The following is a 19961-nucleotide window of genomic DNA, read 5'->3' on the forward strand; positions in this document are numbered from 1 at the left end:
AAGTATGAAAGGGCAAAATTGTATGATTTTGCCCTTTTGTATTTTTATTATTAATTATGTTTCACCCAGATGAGTTCATTGGTATTATAACCAATTTTTCTTGCTTTCTGAAGAAAACGCTGACGGATACTTTCCGGAATATTGGTTGTACGGGAAAGAATCCATAGATATTTTAAACTGCTGCCAGCTACCAGCGCATATTGATAGTCTTCATCAATATCTATAACGTTATAACCGGCCCAGATCGGTTTAAAAAATGAAACCTTCAGACGGGCTTCTGTGGGATCTTTTACAAATTTAGCTTCCCCGATAGATTCATTCCATACTTTTTTACCGTAATCGTACCCTTTATTTCTAACCTGAACAGTACCATCCGGATTCAACGAATATTCTGCAGTGACATTATCCATATTTTTTTCGAACCTGTAATCAAAACGGGCAATCTCATACCATCTGCCAAGGTATTTTTTAAGATCAAAATTCTTTACGGCAAAGGCACCTCTGGGAATTCTTACTGAATAGGAATTGAAAATGATAAGCCCGAATGCTCCCAACGAAACGGGAAGGATAATTTTATGAATGGTTTTCATGACAGTAAGATTTTGTATGGTTATTTAGGAAAACGTCAAAAATAATGCCTTACACCTGTTAAGGAACAATAAATTCTATGAAAAAACTTTCAGAAAATTATCTTTAAAGCTTCCGGAGACTTCAATTTCCGTATCGTCAGACAACATTACGGTTCCACTTTTATGATAAGATTTCACAAAACCTGTATTGATAATATGGGAACGGTGAACCCTCACAAAAGGATTTTCCAGAAGGTCATCAAAATGTTTCAGAAAACGGCACACCATTTTTTTGGAACCGTCGGTAAGATAAACCTGTGTAAAGTTTCCATCTGCCTGAAGCCTTACAATATCTTCAGTTTTTACCACATCAAAACCTTGTAGAGTAGGCAGGATCAATTGCTGCTTTTCAGGTTTTAATTTCAGATTTTCAAGGAGAATCTTGTTTCTGTTAAGTTCTTCTTTTTTCTCAAGGCTTTCCACCACTTTATTGACCGCCAGAATGAGTTCCTGAATATCAATGGGTTTTAAAATATAATAACTTGCCGATTTATTTAATGCCTGTAATGAATATTGTGAAAATGCTGTAATGAAAATGGTTTCATAGGATAGATCTTTGGTTGCCTCCAGAACGTCAAAAGCATTTCCAAAAGGCATTTCTACGTCCAGAAAGACCAATTGAGGCTGTTTCTCAGTGATTAAAGGAACGGCTTCTTTAATATTCTCCGCTTCACCAAGAATTTCCACCTGCGGGCAGTATTTGGTAAGATAACTTCTCAGAACTTCTCTTGCTATGATTTCATCATCTACAATGACAGCTTTTATTTTCATTTGAATAGATATTAGGTGGCAGCTACTAGGTTGCTGGTGCAAATTAGGAATATTTAGCCAACTTTACAATCTCCTCAAAGAAACGTATAGCGTTATATTCCTTTTTATGTTATCCTAAATCGTCATCAATTTATAAAGAAGATCTAGCCTGAATTCAGATCAGATCAAATTGATCTGGAGCGTTACCAAAACTCCGGTATTATTTTCTTTATCTTTTACAGAGCAGGTAATATCTTTCTTATACAGATCGTTCAGAAGCTGGATTCTTTCCAGTGTATTTTTCATTCCTCTGCCCTCTCTTGTCTTTTGATGCTGGGTTTTCTGCTTTTTACTTTCCTCAATTCCTATTCCGTTGTCTTCGATAATAATTTTAAGGTGTGATTCACTTTTATCAAAGCTTAGTTTTAAAAATCCTTTTTCAGATCTGTAGCGGAGTCCATGCCAGACTGCATTTTCCAGAAACGGCTGTATAAGCATTCCCGGAACTTGCAGGTTTTGCATATTCAGGCTTTCATCTACATCAATTTCATAATCGAACTTATCTGCAAAACGTGTTTTTTCTAAAGCAAGATAATTTTGAAGAAGATCAAGCTCCTGCTGGAAAGGAATAAAATCTTCGGCTGAGTTTTCCATCACCCCGCGCATCAGCTTTGAAAATTTAGTCAGATACTGATTGGCTTCCAGTTCGTTATTGGTGGCTATAAAATGATTGACACTGTTTAAACTGTTAAAAATAAAATGCGGATTCATCTCTCTGCGTAATGATTGAAGGGCAATTTTTTTATTTTTCGTCTGAACTTTTTTCAATGTTCTGAAAATAAAAATCATCAATCCTGTCAGTAGAATCAAAGCACCAATCAGACTGTAATTGAACACATTTTTCTTTCTGATAAGCTCATCTTTCAGCTCTTTTTCTTTTTCCAGCTGGGATATTCTCTGTTCGGTATCTTCCAGAATTTTATTATCGACCAGGCTTCTGTCTTTGGAGACAAGATTCGGGAGTTTTCCTAAAAAGTCTCTGTATAACTGAACTGAAGCATCCACATTTCCTGAAATTGCATAAAGGCTGTCCAGTTTTTTTACACTTTTCTGTGCTTCCAGTGTATGACCTTTATCTAAGGCAATTCCATAGGCATTTTTCAAAAGATCTACGGCTTCTTTGGGATCATTCTTTTTAATATAAATATCTGCCAGTTCCTGAATCTGATTGACTTTTTCCTGCGAATTGTCCTTCACAAAATCTTCTTTCAGTACTTTCTTTTTAGCTTCAATAGCTTTATCATAATTTTTGTTCTCAACATAGAGATCTGCTAATTTCTGATTGATCGCCAATGCCTGTTGAGGAGCTTCTTTTTTGGAAATTTTATAGGCGGTATTCAGGTTTTCTTCAGCGCTTGAAACATCTTTTTGTTTAAGATTAACATCAGCCAGTTGGCTGTAGCTTTCTGCAAGATCTCCCTGTTCGTTTTCTTTTTTACTCAGATTGATATTATTCTGGATCGCTTCCGCCTTAAGTTCGGGTGTAGGAGAAGAAAGTCTTGTAACATCATTAGTATTTACAGCTTTACTTTTTTCACTGTACCCCATTTGTGCCGCTCTGCCATAGTTACTGATAGCAGGCGTTATTTTGTTCTGTTTTTCCTGTGACTGAGCCAATCTGCGGGTTGCTTTTTCAATATTGGGTTTGTCGTTAAGTTTTTCATACAGATTTTTAGCTTTGGTGTAATATTCTTCACTCTTCGGAAAATTCCCGTTATTAAAAAATGTTTCACCAATATTATAATATGAATCAGCCTGGGCAGGTTCATTTTTAGTATCAATTGCTTTTTTCAGCTTCTTCGTTTCTACCTGCACTTCTTCCACAGCAGCACTGCTGTTATTCGTGGTTTGGGAATGTATTCTATTTCCCCAAAGCGCCAGTAAAAAGAAGGTAAAGAGTTTAAGCATTTTCATAAAACAAAGATATACATATATATAGTCTGCTCAAAAACTATTCACCAAGTGAAGCTTCCCTTTCACCAAGTTGAGTCGTTGACACTGTGACCGTAAGGCTAAGTTTGGGGCAAAATAATTCAAATTTAAAAATCATGAAAAAACAAACATCCGTATTTTTCCTCATCATGGCTTCTCTTTTAAGTCTTTCCAAAGCGCAGGTGGGAGGAAACCAGATTTACAGAGACAAAAATAACAACGATTATTCCGCTCTAAAAAACCTCCCTGACTTCAACAATGCCAATAGTTATTTCACGAATGATTCCACGCTTGTTGTTAATGTAAAAGTATTGATGAATAAGACTGCAGACCGATATAAACTTACTCTTGGTCTGAATGAAGAAGCTGCAACACCTAAAATTGCTATTGAAAATATCAACAGGAGAATCAATGGTTTTATAAAAAGGATATCATCAATGGGCATCAGAAACGATGATATTTTTGTGGATTTTATCTCACAGACAAAAATCTATGATTATGACATTAATAAAGACACTCAGGTAACCACTCAAAAAATGGACGGGTTCGAAACCAAGAAGAATATCATTATTACCGTAAACAAGCATTCAATGATAGAAAAGCTCATCTCTGAAGCTTCAGATTTCCAGATTTATGATGTTATTAAAGTGGATTATATCAGCAATGATATTGATAAAATCCAGGAAGACCTTCTCAAAGAGGCTTATGCTGTCTTTGACAAAAAGAAGGATAATTATTTTAAACTGTTTAAAAAAGAAATTATTGGAAGCCCTACAGCGACTTCAGGTTTTACTTATACTTTCCCAAAAAATCAATATCAGAATTATGCAGCCTTTGAAAGCGCCAGCGTCACCTATGGGTATGATAGCAGATATGTAAAAAAAGAAGAAAGGAAATCAAAGACCTTTTACTATGACGGAACAGATTATACCGGCTTTGATAAAGTCATCAACAACTCCGATCCTGAGGTGGGTATACAATATATTATGAACCTCAGCGTAAAATATGATCTGAAGAAAAATAAAGAGAAGTAATTCATTTCTGAAGTCTCACCAAGTGAAAGCTCCATTTCACCAAGTTTCCCGAATTCCGGTTTCTGATCGGCGTAATTTTACATCAGAATTAAAAATTTAAAACAGGAAATTATGAAATTGAAACATTTTTTATTAATCGGAATTTTAACCCTTGGAAGCTTTGTAAATGCTCAGACACAAGAAGTAAAGAAAAATGCAATTGAAGTAACAGGTGTTGCTGAAATGGAAGTAGAACCGGATGAAATTATTTTTAGCATCGGAATAAAAGCAGATAACAAAAATGATCTGGCAGATAATGAAAAGAAGTTATTTGAAATTTTAAAAAATGCAGGGTTAAAGAACGAGGATATCAAGTTCAAATCAATGTACCAGAATATCTATTCTAAAACAGCCAAGTTTACTAAAAGTTATCAGTTTAAAGCCAGCACAAAATCAAGTCTGAGTAAAATTTTTGAAGACCTGAACCAAAAATGGGTAAGCAGCCTGAACATTGCTGAGGTAAAGAATACTAAAATTGCAGATTTCAGAAAAGCGGTAAAAATCAATGCTTTGAAAGCCGCTAAAGAAAAGGCAGATTACTTGTTGGAAAGTATGGGCAAAAAGACAGGAAATGCTCTTGAAATTGTAGAAATAGAAGACTATACCAGCGATATGATCATGCCGGCCGCTTACAAAGGAAGAATGAACAGCGTACAGATGGAAATGGCGGATGCTCCGGTAGATTATTCTTTTGATAATATTGAAAACATCAAACTGAAATACAGCATCAAAACAAAATACGAAATTCTTTAAAAGAATAAGTTCAAAATAAAGCTGCCCAAAGGGTAGCTTTATTGGTTTTTTGTAGTTTCGAACGGATTCTGATTTATTGTAAAAGAGATTCTTCCTTCGTCAGAATGACAATTTTGAAACAACCTCTTTTTTCTCTATGGCATACTCACCAAGTCAAATTACCCCTTCACCAAGTTCCCCAATTTTCAGTCTTAAATAGAGATAATTTTACTTCAGGAATTCAAAATAATAAACAATGAAACGTTATTTTTTACTAATCATATTTTCAGTTGTCTTTATCAAAGCACAGGAAATTAAGAAAAAAATTGAAGTAAAACAGGCCACTGTATTTCTTCAGGGAGCAAAAGTTTTCGGAAGTACCAATGTAAGTCTTCAGAAAGGTAGAAATACCATAAGAATTGTCAATCTTCCCAATAATCTGGATGAAAATACCTATAAAATCAATCTTGAAAAAAATACGACACTCCTTTCCATAACGCCTCAAAATAATTTTTTGAAAAATGATGAATTGTCAGATAATGAAAAAAAACTTGAAACAGAGACAAAAAAGCTTCAAAGACAGGTAAGCCTGTTGAATATTCAAATCAAAAATCTGGCGGGTGAGCAGCATATCATTAATGATAATTTAAAAATTTCTATCAATGATAAATCTACTCCGCAGGAACAGCTTATTAAACTTACTGAGTTTTACAGAAAGAGAATGCTGGAAATTGATAACCAGGTATTCCTTCTGAATGAGCAGAAAACGGTTCTGGATGAAAGTATTGCAAAGCTCAGTAATCAGTATGCTGAAGAGCAAACCCATAAAAATACCAATCGTAAAGAGCTTCTTCTTGAAATTCTTGCGGATAACGAAACCAGTCTGAATCTTGGGGTAAGCTATATTGTTTCTGATGCCGGATGGATTCCTTCTTATGATTTGCGTGCTGAATCTGTAAAGAAACCTCTGGAAATGGTTTACAAGGGTAAAATTTATCAGAAAACCGGACAGGACTGGAAAAATGTAAAGCTGTTTGTCTCTACATACAGACCATCATACAATCAGGACAGACCTATTTTATCTCCACTTTATGTAGCAGAATATACTCCTTACAATTCTCAGATGGAAATTGCAGGTTATAAATCTAAAAAAGAAATTTCAGCAGCCAATGCTTATCAGATGAGAGAAGATATTGCTGCAAAACCAAACCAGATTCCTGTAGCTACAGTTTCTGACAGCCAGATGAATGTGATCTATGAGCTTAATTACAATCAAACCATTGTAAGCCAGGAAAAAGAACAATATGTGATCCTTGATAAAAAACAGGTTGATGCCACTTACAAATACCACACAGTTCCAAAACTTAACAACCAGGTATTCCTGATGGCTTTTGTGAAGAACTGGCAGAACCTCAACCTCATCAATGGAGAAGCGAATATCTATTTTGAAGATAACTATATCGGAAAAACCAATATTACCAGCAATTATGTAAAAGATGAGTTCCCGATTTCTCTTGGAGTAGATGAAAGAATTACAGTAAAAAGAATCAAGCTTGGAGACAAGACCTCTCAAAAGGCCATGAACACAAACAAATGGGAAACAGAATCTTATCAAATCAGCATCAGAAATAATACAAAAGAAAATATTGAACTGGAAGTTCTTGATCAGCTTCCCATCAGCGAAAACTCTAAGATTCTGGTTAAAACATTAGACCTTGGCGGTGGAAGCCTTGATGATAAAACGGGAAGTATCCTGTGGAACAAAAACATAGGTTCAGGAAATTCAGAGAAGATTACCTTCTCCTATGAAGTGAAGTATCCTAAAGATATGCAGATCCAGTATTACAGCAGATAACCCATAATAAATAATGATATGACAACTTTAAAAATCTTAGCACTTACAGCGGGTACAGCTTTTTTAAGCTCCGGCAATATTCCGGACAACCGCTCTATACAAAGTAATGGTAATCTTAATTTACCGATGCAAAAAGTTACAGTGATTCCGGCTCACTCAACCTTAAAGGATAATAAAATTCAGGTCGCTCTTTTACTGGATACTTCCAATAGTATGGACGGGTTGATTGATCAGGCAAAATCCAGACTGTGGAATATTGTGAATACTTTGACCACTTTAAAATACAACGGAAAAGCGCCCCAGATTGAAATTGCCCTCTATGAATACGGAAACGACGGAATCCGTGATGAAAATTATATCCGCCAGGTTGCTCCTCTTACTCAGGATCTGGATCTTATTTCCGAAAAATTATTCGCCTTAAGAACCAATGGCGGAAGTGAATATTGTGGAGCTGTTATTCGTGATGCCTCTGCCAACCTGAACTGGGACAGTAATGATAAAAGTATGAAACTGATTTATATTGCAGGGAATGAAGCATTCAATCAGGGAAAAATAAATTATAAAGATGTTGTTTCAAAAGCGAAGAATAAAAATATTTATACCAACACCATTTTCTGTGGAAGCCGGGAGGAAGGAATTCAGACGTTCTGGCAAAACGGAGCATCTCTAGGAGGTGGAAAATACTTCAATATCGACAGTGACAGGAAAGTAATCTATATTGAAACACCTTACGACATCAAAATTTCCGAATGCAATGCGAAGCTGAACGACACTTACATCTATTATGGAAACCACGGTTCGGAATACAGATTAAAGCAGATCACGCAGGATAAAAACGCTGAATCACAGTCAGCATCCAACTTAGTGGAAAGGGCTGTTGCCAAATCTAAAAAGAATGCTTACAAAAATGACCATTGGGATCTGGTGGATAAAGCTGAAAAGGATGCCGGATTTATTGCCCATGTAAAAGAAAGTGAACTTCCTGCTGAGCTGAAGGGAAAAAGCAAAGAAGAAATTCAAAAAACGATTACAGAAAAGTCTGCCGCCCGCGATAAAATCCAGAAAGAAATAGAGGAACTATCCAAAAAGCGCCAGACCTTTATTGACGGAGAGATGAAGAAAAGAGGCACTGATGATTCTGATGATCTGGGAAAAGCCATTGAAAGTTCTATTGTTGAACTGGCTAAAAAGAACGGGTATAGTTTGTAGTTTAAAAGCGGGTTTTACCCGCTTTTATATGTTATTAAATACGTGTAAACCACCCCGTCAAAAATTCTTTGAATTTTCGCCACCCCTCCAGAGGATGGGAATTAAGCATGTGCAATGGGAATATTTGTTGGAGTATCTATTTATTACATTTTTTCAAGTAATTTAACCAGGATTCCTACGGAATGGCACAATTCGAATAACGGTTTATCCGGGTCGTTTGTCATTCCGTAGGAATCTAAACAATTTTTATTATAGTTTGAAAATCATAGATTTTTTTAGCTTTTATGCGCTTCATATGCACAAAGTTTTCAACTTGAATGAACAAAGACTATAAAAACTTTTGTGACTTTTGTGGTAAAAATACAATCACCTCCCAAACCTAAAATATCTTGACAATGGATGTTTTTTATTTTTCATAAACAAAGAAGCCATCTTCATTCCTGTTACTGAAAAAGTGATTCCGTTTCCTCCAAACCCAAGGACAAAATAAGAGTTTTTAAATTTCTGATGTTCCCCGATATAAGGAAGCCCGTCTTTTGTTTCCCCAAAAGTTCCGGCCCAGACAAAATCTGTATAAAAATGATAATCCGGTTTTATTTTTTTTAGATTTTTCAGGATCTCTTTTTCTTTTTGATGAAGGATCGCGTCACGCTTTTCTGCAGCATAAAAATCTTCATCTCCTCCTCCAATAAGAAGCCTTCCATCATCAGTCGTTCTCATGTACAGGTAAGGATCATCAGTATTCCAGACTAACGTACTGCTGATATTTTTAAACTTGTCTTTGTCTATTTCAGAAACAATGGCATAGGTACTTTTCAGATTCACAAAGTTTTCTTTCAGTAAATTTTTACTTTCGTAGCCAATACAGTAAATGATCTTTTTGGCTTTAATATTGAATCCACTGTCTACAGTGATCAGATTAAAACCTTTATGCTCCTCCACTTTTACCATTTCGGTCTTATCAAATATTTTCAACCCTTTTTTTACATTATGGATGAACAGCTCATGGGCAAACTGAAAAGCGTCAATACTTGCTCCCTGCCTGGATAAAATACCGCCATAGGTGTTTTTAAATTCAAATTTTTTAAAAATCTCTTCTGCTTCCAGCCACTTCACATCAAATCCGTTTTGTCTTCTTGCTTCGTATTCTTTCTTCAACCATTCCACATCTTTCTTTTTCGAAGCAAAATACAGTGATTTCTTTCGTTTAAAACCGGCCTTGGATTTAGTTATTTTTGAAAGCCTTTCTATTGTGTCAATAGCATTACTGCAGGCTGCATAGCTCAGAACAGCTCCTTTTTTGCCTATTTTTTCTATCAGTTCATAAAGAGGAACATCTATTTCGTACTGGAGCATTGAAGTGGTGGCAGAAGTACTTCCGTTACAAAGTTCTCTTTTATCAATAAGGATTGTATTATATCCGTCTTCTACCATCTGATGGGCAATCAGGCTTCCTGTAATGCCACCTCCTACAATGAGAACATCACATTCTTCATTTGATTTTAAAGAAGGATAAGAAGCTAACAGTCCGTTTTTTAGAAGCCAGAAAGGTTCATTTGATTTGAGATCCATATTTATATTTTACACTGAAAGTAACAATATTTATACCTTTTTTAACAATTTTCCACCAAATTATGGTGTAATTATTGTTATTCTTTTAAACTCAAACCACCATAAAATATTTATTATGATAACAATTATTCCAGAAGCCCCGGAAAATGTTGCAGCATTCAATGCAACGGGAGAAGTAACGAAAGAGGATTTTGAAAGACTGGTAATTCCGCGCGTAAAAGAGAAGGTAGAGCAATTCGGTGAGTTGAATTACTTATTGTATTTGGATACCGATCTGGATAATTTTACCATGGGAGCATGGCTTGAAGATCTGTTGTTAGGATTGAAAAATCTTACCAACTGGAATCGCTCAGCTATTGTTACAGATAAGGAAGGAATACGTGATTTTACCAGTATCTTCAGTGTTCTGATGCCGGGAGAGTTTAAATCTTTCCCCAAAGAAAATTTATACAATGCCCTCTATTGGTGCAAAAATGGAGATGAAGTAGAGGCATAAAACTTATTTTTATACAGAAGAGCCTGTTTCTGATTGAAACAGGCTCTTTTTTATTTCATAAGAAAGAATCTTATTTATCACAGGATACACATTCTGCGGCAACTTCCTCTTCATTTTGAGCCTTTGAACCGTACAAATACATATACCTTACACTTATAACCACCCCAATAAAAGTCATTCCTACTCCAACCAGTGATGGATAGTTGAATGAATAACCGTATTCCAGAGGAATTCCCCCAAAAAAAGCTCCCATTGCATTGGCAATATTAAAACCTGCCTGCATAAAAGCAGCAGCCATCATTTCACTTTTTGGAGCGGCTTTCATCATCATAATATTGATAGGTGATGCAATAGACATTGATAAAGCGCCACACATAAACGTCAATACCAAAGCAATATTCTGATGTTCGGCAAGGAAGAAAACTCCTCCAAGAGAAATCATCATCAGGAAGATCAGCAATGCACAGGTTTTCTCTGGTCCCAATTTATCTGAAACAATCCCTCCCACCAGATTTCCGACTACCATTCCGGCTCCTGCCAGAACCATGACATAGGCCATTTGGCTGCTTTTGATTCCTGCCACTACCGTCATTAAAGGGGTAATATAACTTAACCATGTGAAAAGCCCTCCAAATCCAATTGCTGTAATCACCAGTACCAGCCACGATTGTTTATTTTTAAGGAATTTCAGCTCTTCCATGAAGTGGGTATTTTGATTAGATTCCATTGCAGGAAGCCACAGTTTCAAAAATAATATGGCAAAAAGACCAATAACTGCTACAATAGCAAAGTACAGTCTCCAATGGAATGTATGTCCGATATAGGTGACCAGAGGAACCATGGCCAGGTTGGCAACCGTAAGTCCCGTAAACATCATCGATATATAAAATGCTTCTTTCCCTTTTCCTGCCATTTTTGAAGCGACTACCGTTCCTACTCCGAAGAATGCTCCATGAGGAAGTCCGGACAGAAAACGGATAATCAGCATACTGTTATAATCAGGAGCAATAGCCGAAAGTCCATTAAATATTGTAAAAAGGATCATAAAAGCGATCAACACTTTCTTAGGGGGAAACTTCACCGAGTACCCGATCAGAATCGGAGCTCCGATGACCACTCCCATCGCATAAGCAGAAATTAAATGTCCTGCCTGCGGGATTGTGATCTGTAATGTTTTTGCAATATCCGGCAACAGTCCCATTACGGTAAATTCCGTAGTTCCTATCCCTAAACCACCAATAGCCAATGGTATTATTCTTTTATCAATCTTCATTGTATCTAAATCTTTTTTCTGAATTAATTTGGTTCAAATTAAAGGACAGCTGAGTATCTTTATTTTGAAAGTGCAAAAATCGAAAGAAAGTTTGAATTTCACACCTCTTTGAATGATAAAAATTTGCTCCATATTAACCTTTTTATTTAATTTTAAATTCAGAAACAATCAAACCAGAACAAAATGAAAATCCAGAAAGAAATTATTGAATTTGAAAAAGGGAAATCATTCAAGCTATTTGCCCCTTCTCTTAAGAACTGTTTTTTCTGGCATTATCATCCGGAAATCGAATTGGTATATGTAGAAGCAGTGAATGGAATCCGGCATGTTGGAAAGAATATTTCAGGCTTTACAGACAGTGATCTTTTACTGATTGGTTCCAATGTTCCCCACCTTAATTTTGATTATGGTATTCAGACCGAATGCAAACAGCTTGTATTGCAGATGCGGGAAAACTTCCTTCAGGATATTATCCTTCCCGTTCCTGAATTTGAAAATATCAAAACCCTTTTAGAACGTTCCTATCTTGGACTTTCATTTTCCGGAGAGACCAAAAATACAGTGGTTGAAAAACTACAGATTATTAAAGATAAAACTTCTTTTGAATCTTTGGTTGGATTGATTGAAATTCTACAAATTCTTGCCAATTCCACTGAGGTAAAAGAACTGAATAAAGAAGATACCCGAATCAAATGGTTTTTGAATGATAAAATCAGAATGGGAACCATCTACGACTATATCCATGAAAATTATGACCGAAAACCCAATGTCAATGAAGTAGCCAAAGTGGTAAGCCTAAGTACTCCTGCTTTCTGTCGGTATTTTAAAAAGCAGACCAATATGACCTTTACTGATTTTGTCAACAACTACAGAATCAATCAGGCCAAAATATTCCTGCTGAAAGATCAGTCTGTGACGGAAGTCTGTTTTCAGGTAGGCTTTGAAAGTCTTTCTTATTTTAATAAATTATTCAAACAACATACAGGAGAAACACCTTCAGAATTCAAAAAGAAACATTTCAGACCTATAGAAATTAATGGCCGCATTGGGGTGATTACCAAGGAGACGGCTTGTAATAAATAGAAAGTAAGAGATGAATAGGATAAACCACCCCGTCAAAAATTCTTTGAATTTTCGCCACCCCTCCAGAGGAGGGGAATGATGGAAATCGTTATTACAAATGGAAGCCCTTTCACTCCCTAATCCCTAATCCCTAATCCCTAATCCCTAATCCCTAATCCCTAATCCCTAATCCCTACAACCTAATCTCTGCTACCTAAAAAAACAAAAACCGCTCATTTCTGAACGGTTTATATTTTAGTGAATATGTTTTTCTGCGTGATAAGAACTTCTTACAAGAGGAGAACTTTCAACATGTCTGAACCCTAAACTTCTGGCAAAATCACCGAATTCATCAAATTCTTCCGGAGTGATGAATTTTTTTACAGGAAGGTGCTTTTTAGTCGGCTGCAGATATTGTCCCATAGTAATAACATCTACATTGGCATTTCTGATATCTTCGATAGTCTGGAACACCTCATCTTTAGTTTCTCCCAATCCGAGCATTACCCCTGTTTTGGTTCTTCTTTGGCCAGCTTCTTTTAAATATCTCAATACATCAAGGCTTCTTTCATATTTAGCCTGAATTCTCACTTCTCTGGTCAAACGTTTTACGGTTTCCATATTGTGAGAGATCACTTCCGGAGCTACTTCTACCAATCTGTCAAGGTGTTTTGTGATACCCTGGAAATCCGGAATCAGAGTTTCCATCGTAGTTCCCGGAGAAATTCTTCTCACAGCATTCACTGTTTCTCCCCAAAGAATAGATCCCATATCTTTCAGATCGTCACGGTCTACAGAGGTAAGAACGGCATGTTTGATCTTCATTAATTTGATTGATCTGGCTACTTTTTCAGGTTCATCCCAGTTTACATCAAGGGGTTTTCCTGTTTTAACGCCACAAAATCCACAGCTTCTTGTACAGATATTTCCTAAAATCATAAAAGTAGCTGTACCTTCACCCCAACATTCTCCCATGTTCGGGCAGCTTCCGCTTTGGCAAATGGTATTTAATTTATATTTATCAACCAATGTTCTCAGCTCTCTGTAATTCTTTCCGGTAGGAAGTTTTACGCGGATCCATTTTGGTTTTTGAACGGTAGTGTCTTGAACTGAATTTTCCATTTCTAAAATTGAAGTTCAAAGTTAAGGATTTTTTAATGGAAACCATCAACCGGAAATATTGATGAAACTGATAATTCGAAATTTCATTTGTATATTTATCTCTTCAAAATATTTTTATGAGAAAAACATTCTTCCTTTTATTTGCAGTATGCGGAACATTTTGTCTTGCCCAAAAACAATTTCAGCCTTCGGGTTCTAGTATCATTGAAACGGTAGACGGCGATCTTGATGGAGATAAAATTCCTGAAAAAGTAATTATTTATAATACAAAGGACACTACAGATATGGGAAACATCCGTGAAATTCAAATTCTGAAAAAGGCAGGCGGAGCATGGACAATCCTTGAAAAATCTAGAAATGCTGTTATGGAAAGCAATGGCGGCGGTATGATGGGTGATCCTTACAGAGAAACAAAAATAGAAAAAGGCATTCTGATCATTTCCCAAAACGGAGGAAGCAGCTGGAAATGGGATGTTACAGATAAATATAGATTTCAGAACGGGCATTTTGAACTCATAGGAACCTCTTCCACTTCAGGAAGACCGGGCGATTACTGGAAAGATATTGATTTTAATCTTTCAACAGGTCAGCTGAACTATTCAAAAGAAGTGGAAAACACAGCTGAGTATGGTAAATCTTTAAAGGAAACTGATATTAAAAAAGGACTCAAGATCAATCTTCAGAACAGAAATCAGGAAAAGCAGCAAAAAATAATTCTTCCGAAAACAAAAGAAGAGGTTTATTTTTAAATTAAATTGTGAGATTATGTTTTGGCTAAAGCAAACGGGCTAAAGCCCGTTTCTATTGAATATTTTTTTAATTATCGTCAAACTCGTTATTTTTCAACAATTCGGCTAAGACTTTTTTAGCACGCATTACCCGTACTTTGGTATTGGCTACTGAAATTCCCAGTTCTTCAGCAATTTCTTTGATACTTTTTTCTTCAAAAAATCTCAATTTGATAATATCCTGATAATTAGCATCCAGAGATTCTATTGTTTTGATGATCTTCTTCTGCTCTTCTTCAGAAATCAGAAGTTCTTCCGGAGATTTTGCGTATTGATTTTTAACTTCATCCAGATTTTCCACGGCATCTTCATTATCACGGTTCTTTTTTCTCCAGAAATCAATAACCGTATTCTGGGCAATGGTAAGAATCCAGGTTTTAAACTGAAAATGAGGATCGAACATATCCAGTTTCGACAATACTTTTGAAAAAACATTTACGGTGATTTCATCCGTATCATTTTCATCTCTCACCTTTTTCATGACAAAAGAGAAAACATCCACCCAAAAAACATTAATGAGTTTAGTCTGGGCCTTCTGGTCTTTATCCTTGGCCTTCTGTATGAGCAGGAATAGCTGTTCGTCGTTCATTAATAACAAATATAGATTATTTGAGGCGAAAAAGCAAAGTGACAAAAAGTAAAATAATGGAAAGATGGATGGCTCTGTTTATAAAATTTTCAAGCTAAAAAGTTTTTATGATTTTATGATTTCACTCTCCTATTTTGAGACCATTTCACTCTTTTGCTTTTTTCCCCTTAATACTTCTGAATTTACTATCTTTGCATCTTAAAATTTTAAAGTTAAAAATCAATGAATTCCTTTATAGAAGAACTGAAATGGCGTGGTCTATTTGCCGATATGATGCCAGGAACCGATGAACAACTGAATAAAGAGGTAACTACTGCATATATTGGTTTTGATCCTACTGCCGATTCTTTACATATCGGAAGTCTTATCCAGATAAAAATTTTAGCTCACTTCCAACTGCATGGCCACAAGCCCATTGCTTTGGTAGGAGGTGCTACAGGAATGATTGGAGATCCTTCCGGGAAATCGGCTGAAAGAAATCTTTTGGATGAAGAAACTCTTTTACATTATGTTGACTGTTTAAAGAACCAGCTTTCAAAATTCTTAAACTTTGAAGGAAATGAACCCAACAAAGCTGAACTGGTTAACAATTACGATTGGATGAAGAATATTTCTTTCCTTGATTTTGCTAAAAATGTAGGGAAGAATATCACCGTCAACTATATGATGGCTAAAGATTCTGTAAAGAAAAGACTTTCCGGAGACGCAGGGGTTGACGGAATGAGTTTTACAGAATTCACGTACCAGCTCATCCAGGGATATGATTTCCTTCACCTATACCAAAACAACAATGTAAAGCTACAGATGGGAGGTTCTGACCAGTGGGGAAATATCACTACAGGAACAGAACTGATCCGTAGAAAAGCTCAGGGTGAAGCATTTGCATTAACAGTTCCTTTGATTACTAAAGCGGATGGTTCTAAATTCGGGAAGTCTGAAAGTGGAGAAAACTATTGGCTGGATAAAAAGAAGACGTCTCCTTATAAATTTTACCAGTTCTGGCTGAATGCTACTGATGATGATGCTGAAAGATTCATCAAGTTCTATACTTTCTTAGGAAAAGAAGAAATTGAAGCTTTAATTGAAGAACATAAAACAGCGGCACACGAAAGAAAACTACAAAAGAGACTGGCTGAAGAGGTTACCGTTTGGGTACATGGAAGAGAAGAATATGAAAAAGCACTGAAAGCTTCTGAAATTCTTTTCGGGCGTTCCACAGCTGAAGATCTTGTAAGTCTTGATGAAGAAACTTTCCTTGAAGTTTTTGATGGAGTTCCTCAGAAAGAAATTGCAAAAACCGATGTTTTAGGAGTGAATATTGTTGAGCTTCTTTCTGAAAAATCAGGATTCTTAAAGTCTAAGAGTGAAGCGCAAAGAGAGATTAAAGGAAATGCAATCTCTGTAAACAAGCAAAAAGTAAATGATACTTTTACCGCCAATGAAACTGATCTTATCGACGGTAAATTTCTATTATTACAAAAAGGTAAGAAAAGCTACTTTATTGTAAAAGTAGGCTAAGCTTAAACACCATATAAAAAGCGGCGCTGAGATTTTCTCAGCGCCGCTTTTATGTCCTAAAATAATTTGATATTAAAATGTATAGCTTGTAGAAGCTGACAAATACTGTCCACTGGAAGTTCCTTCTTTCTTAAGTTCTCCGTCTACCCAGATCTGAACTTTCAAAGTAGCGGAAGCGTCCGGTCCGATAGCATTTACAGCAGCATTGGCAGTGTATGCTCCAGGTTCTGAGGTTATTTCAGGGCTGCTCCAGGTTGATCCGCTAAGACTTGATGCTGTGGTAGGGTTACCATCAATTCCGTAAACGGCCACATCAATATTACTTCCCGAAGAAGCGATGGCTTTAAAAACCACTTTATGGCTTTTCCCTGCTCCATTCACATTGTTGTCGTCATTATCTTTACTGCATGAAGCTGTAAACCCAATAAGCAATGCCGCTATTACAGCAACGAATGCACCTCTTAGCAGCTGATTCATTTTCATTTTTTTCATAATCTTTTTGTTTAAATTTTAGTTACTATATTGAATATTCTATGATTCATGATTTGATGTTTGCAAAGCTATGAGCATCCCCTACGTCTATCAATCCTGAAAAACAAGTAATTTTTTCTACCTAAATTCAGGTATTTTTTATGCTGAAATTTTTAATTAAATTGAGCGTTTAAAAAAATATTTTACAGAACTGATCCATAATGAAGAGATTACTTGTCCTGCTAAGCCTGTTTTTGTTTTTTAAATTACAATCCCAACAAATCGTTCCGCTTAATGAGAAAGCTTATATAGACAGCTTACAAACTATTACAAAAGGGCATCTTCCCGATGCTTCAAAAGCAACGGCTTCTTTACTTTTATCAAATTATTATAGAAACAGTGACTCTGTTTTGAGTAAGAAATATCTTGCAAACGGAAAATTACTGGCTCAAAGCAATCCTTTTATCTCAGCAAAATATTATTATTACGAAGGACAATATAATCTGGACAGGAATAAAAAGAAAGCTGCAGTTTCCTATCAGCAAGCCATCCGGTCTTTATCAAAATTCAAAAATGAGGAATCTGATTTTCTTCAGGCTCTTGCCTGGTACAGCTACGGAGTTTCTCAAAAGGATAAGGAAGGTTATATTCCTTTGGTGAAGATGATGCTTGAAAAAAGTATTCCTCTGGTTGAAAAATATGAAAGCAACAGAAATTTAGGTTTCCTGTATACTCAGCTTGCAGTGATTCTTACTTATAATGCCCAGTTTAAAAAAGCTGAAGATTATAATGGCAAAGCGCTGAAGATCCTCGAAAAACACTATCCGAATTCTGCTGAGCTATTTTTCACCTATCTCAATTCTGCCAACAATTTCTGTTATCAGGCTAACGGAGATGAGGCTGAAAAGTATTTAAATAAAGCTGAAAAACTCATCAGTCCTTATCCGGAATCTTCATCCAATGCGTTTTATTATTACAGCAAAACTCTTTTGTATATTACCCGTCAAAAGAATGAAGAAGCTCTTCCTGTGATAGAAAAAGGAATTTTTTATACCCAAAAGTACAATCAGAATCTTCTGGCTCAAATGTTTTATTTCAACAAATATGATATTTTAAAAAAACTCAAAAGATATAAGGAAGCCAAGGCTACTTTGGAGGATGTTTTAACAGAAAAATCTCTGACCATTGATCTTAATAACAGAAAAACCTTTTACAAACAACTTTCATTACTCAATGAAGAATTGGGAGATACCAAAGAAGCGCTTCTATGGGAGCAAAAATATTCTAAACTCAACGATAGTCTGAATACTGAGAATGTAAAGCTTGAAATCAACAAACTTGAATCTAAATTCAACACCGCTGAAAAAGAAAGAAAAATAGCAACCTTAAATGCTGAAAAAAATCAAAAAGATCTGGAAGTAAACAAGAAGAATTCTTATTTATGGGGAATGGGTCTTGTTTTATTGTTAGCCTTAAGTCTTCTGCTCTTCCTGTTTATCATTTTCAGAAAAAATAAAAAGATAAATGAACAGAAACTCAATGATATCAAGCAAAAGGAGGAATTATCACTGACGAAAGCCATCCTTGATGGAGAAGAAAGAGAAAGAGAACGTATTGCAAGAGATCTTCACGATGGTTTGGGCGGAATGCTTGCAGGGGTTAAAATTAACTTTTCCACCTGGTCTTCCAGCCATCTGAATCCGGAAAAGGATAAAGAGTTTTATAAAATCTTGGGTCAGCTGGATAGTTCTGTAAGTGAGCTGCGCCACGTCGCCAGAAATTTAATGCCAGAATCATTGCTTAATTTTGGTTTGGAAACTGCCATACAGGATTTGTGTGAATTCTACAGCAGAAAAAACCTCGACATAGATTTTCAGGCTATTGATATTGAAAAGACATTACCTTTGAATATCCAGCTTAATATTTACAGGATTGTACAGGAATTACTGGCTAATGCGGTAAAACATGCTGAGGCCAACAACATTTTACTTCAATGCTCCCAATCCGGCGAAAATTTTCTGATCACCATTGAAGATAACGGAAAAGGATTTGATAAAAACAGAGAGAATACCACCAAAAGTATGGGGCTTCGTAATCTTAAAAACAGAGTCAACTACCTGAAAGGAAAAATGGAGATCACTTCTGATCATCAGGGAACAGCAATTAATATAGAACTCAACATCCATGGAGAATGAAAAGATAAATATAGTCATCGTAGATGATCACCCTATTGTGATTGAAGGATTGAGAATGATGCTGAACAGCCAGCCTTTCTTTAATGTAGCCGGAAGTTTTGCGTCCGGTACAGAAACGATAAACTTTGTCCGGTCACAAATGGCAGATATTATTCTACTGGATATTACGCTTCCTGATGCCAATGGAACAGAACTTTGCAGGGAAATAAAAAAAATATCCCCGAATACGTCAGTCATCATGTTCAGCAACCGTTCTGAAAGAAGTATCATTATGCAGTCTATACAAAACGGAGCAAGTGGTTACCTTCTCAAGAACACTTCTATTGATGAGCTGGTAATATGCATAAGAGGTGCGCTTTCCGGAGATATTGTGTTCTGCAATGAAACCAAACTGATCATCAGCCGTCCTTCTCAAAATGAAGTGCCTGCACCCAGGCTTACGAAAAGAGAAAAACAAATACTACAGATGGTAGCCCAGGGGAAAACAAGTAATATGATTGCTGAGGAACTGTTTTTAAGTCCTCTTACTGTAGATACCCATCGTAAAAATCTGCTCCAGAAATTTCATGCAAAAAATTCCACGGAACTGATCAACAGAGCTGTACAACAGCGTATGATTGAAGAATAAAAAAACC

The 19961-nt window shown here is 36.0% G+C and carries 18 protein-coding genes; 10 read left to right on the forward strand and 8 right to left on the reverse strand.

Annotated features, from left to right (window positions below):
* Positions 1–50: 50 nt before the first annotated feature.
* The 3 genes from ODR02_RS03295 to ODR02_RS03305 form a co-directional block, all read right to left on the reverse strand.
* Positions 51–590: a lipocalin family protein gene (locus ODR02_RS03295; protein WP_209785618.1), complete on the reverse strand. Its 540-nt coding sequence runs from the start codon at positions 588–590 to the stop codon at positions 51–53.
* Between the two features lie 75 nt (positions 591–665).
* Complete coding sequence (locus ODR02_RS03300; protein ID WP_185126828.1) at positions 666–1400, reverse strand: LytR/AlgR family response regulator transcription factor; 735 nt, start codon at positions 1398–1400, stop codon at positions 666–668.
* 159 nt (positions 1401–1559) lie between these two features.
* Complete coding sequence (locus ODR02_RS03305; RefSeq protein WP_309511609.1) at positions 1560–3353, reverse strand: tetratricopeptide repeat-containing sensor histidine kinase; 1794 nt, start codon at positions 3351–3353, stop codon at positions 1560–1562.
* A 134-nt stretch (positions 3354–3487) separates the two neighbouring features.
* Between ODR02_RS03305 and ODR02_RS03310 the strand changes: the two genes are divergently transcribed.
* From ODR02_RS03310 to ODR02_RS03325, 4 genes are all read left to right on the forward strand, one after another.
* Positions 3488–4405 carry an SIMPL domain-containing protein gene (locus tag ODR02_RS03310; protein WP_309511610.1) on the forward strand — a complete coding sequence of 306 codons (918 nt, stop codon included), beginning with the start codon at positions 3488–3490 and terminating at the stop codon, positions 4403–4405.
* Positions 4406–4516: 111 nt separating this feature from the next.
* Positions 4517–5197: an SIMPL domain-containing protein gene (locus ODR02_RS03315; protein ID WP_309511611.1), complete on the forward strand. Its 681-nt coding sequence runs from the start codon at positions 4517–4519 to the stop codon at positions 5195–5197.
* Between the two features lie 235 nt (positions 5198–5432).
* A complete protein-coding gene (locus ODR02_RS03320; protein WP_309511612.1) occupies positions 5433–7031 on the forward strand; it encodes a DUF4139 domain-containing protein in 1599 nt (532 codons plus the stop codon).
* A gap of 18 nt (positions 7032–7049) precedes the next feature.
* Positions 7050–8240, forward strand: coding sequence for a VWA domain-containing protein (locus ODR02_RS03325; RefSeq protein ID WP_309511613.1), 1191 nt, complete (start codon positions 7050–7052; stop codon positions 8238–8240).
* Positions 8241–8606: 366 nt separating this feature from the next.
* Here ODR02_RS03325 and ODR02_RS03330 read toward each other — a convergent pair whose 3' ends face one another.
* A complete protein-coding gene (locus tag ODR02_RS03330; protein WP_309511614.1) occupies positions 8607–9812 on the reverse strand; it encodes an NAD(P)/FAD-dependent oxidoreductase in 1206 nt (401 codons plus the stop codon).
* 115 nt (positions 9813–9927) lie between these two features.
* Between ODR02_RS03330 and ODR02_RS03335 the strand changes: the two genes are divergently transcribed.
* Complete coding sequence (locus ODR02_RS03335) at positions 9928–10308, forward strand: STAS/SEC14 domain-containing protein (protein WP_047377160.1); 381 nt, start codon at positions 9928–9930, stop codon at positions 10306–10308.
* A gap of 70 nt (positions 10309–10378) precedes the next feature.
* Here ODR02_RS03335 and ODR02_RS03340 read toward each other — a convergent pair whose 3' ends face one another.
* A complete protein-coding gene (locus ODR02_RS03340; protein ID WP_309511615.1) occupies positions 10379–11581 on the reverse strand; it encodes an MFS transporter in 1203 nt (400 codons plus the stop codon).
* 183 nt (positions 11582–11764) lie between these two features.
* On the opposite strand from ODR02_RS03340, the gene ODR02_RS03345 reads away from it, so the two are divergent.
* Complete coding sequence (locus tag ODR02_RS03345) at positions 11765–12664, forward strand: AraC family transcriptional regulator (RefSeq protein ID WP_309511616.1); 900 nt, start codon at positions 11765–11767, stop codon at positions 12662–12664.
* Between the two features lie 234 nt (positions 12665–12898).
* Here ODR02_RS03345 and lipA read toward each other — a convergent pair whose 3' ends face one another.
* Positions 12899–13765, reverse strand: a complete 867-nt coding sequence (gene lipA / locus ODR02_RS03350) for a lipoyl synthase (RefSeq protein WP_105683859.1) — start codon at positions 13763–13765, stop codon at positions 12899–12901.
* A 116-nt stretch (positions 13766–13881) separates the two neighbouring features.
* Here lipA and ODR02_RS03355 point away from each other — a divergent pair, with 116 nt between their 5' ends.
* Positions 13882–14514 (forward strand): hypothetical protein, encoded by a 633-nt coding sequence (locus ODR02_RS03355; protein WP_309511617.1) that lies wholly within the window; start codon positions 13882–13884, stop codon positions 14512–14514.
* 67 nt (positions 14515–14581) lie between these two features.
* Here the strand turns inward: ODR02_RS03355 and ODR02_RS03360 are convergent, their stop codons facing one another.
* Entirely contained in the window at positions 14582–15142 is a 561-nt protein-coding gene (locus ODR02_RS03360) for an RNA polymerase sigma factor (protein ID WP_209785628.1), read from the reverse strand.
* A 222-nt stretch (positions 15143–15364) separates the two neighbouring features.
* On the opposite strand from ODR02_RS03360, the gene tyrS reads away from it, so the two are divergent.
* The gene (tyrS, locus tag ODR02_RS03365; protein WP_105683857.1) at positions 15365–16660 is read left to right on the forward strand and encodes a tyrosine--tRNA ligase; all 1296 of its coding nucleotides are present in this window, start codon (positions 15365–15367) and stop codon (positions 16658–16660) included.
* A gap of 72 nt (positions 16661–16732) precedes the next feature.
* On the opposite strand, the gene ODR02_RS03370 is transcribed toward tyrS, so the two are convergent.
* Positions 16733–17152, reverse strand: coding sequence for a hypothetical protein (locus ODR02_RS03370; protein WP_309511618.1), 420 nt, complete (start codon positions 17150–17152; stop codon positions 16733–16735).
* Positions 17153–17352: 200 nt separating this feature from the next.
* Between ODR02_RS03370 and ODR02_RS03375 the strand changes: the two genes are divergently transcribed.
* Together ODR02_RS03375 and ODR02_RS03380 are read left to right on the forward strand one after the other, a co-directional pair.
* Positions 17353–19326, forward strand: coding sequence for a tetratricopeptide repeat-containing sensor histidine kinase (locus ODR02_RS03375; protein ID WP_309511619.1), 1974 nt, complete (start codon positions 17353–17355; stop codon positions 19324–19326).
* The gene (locus ODR02_RS03380; RefSeq protein ID WP_209785632.1) at positions 19316–19954 is read left to right on the forward strand and encodes a response regulator transcription factor; all 639 of its coding nucleotides are present in this window, start codon (positions 19316–19318) and stop codon (positions 19952–19954) included. The genes ODR02_RS03375 and ODR02_RS03380 overlap by 11 nt, the downstream gene beginning before the upstream one ends.
* Positions 19955–19961 lie beyond the last annotated feature (7 nt).

This window comes from Chryseobacterium sp. CFS2, assembly GCF_036543225.1.
Lineage (GTDB): Bacteria > Bacteroidota > Bacteroidia > Flavobacteriales > Weeksellaceae > Chryseobacterium > Chryseobacterium culicis_A.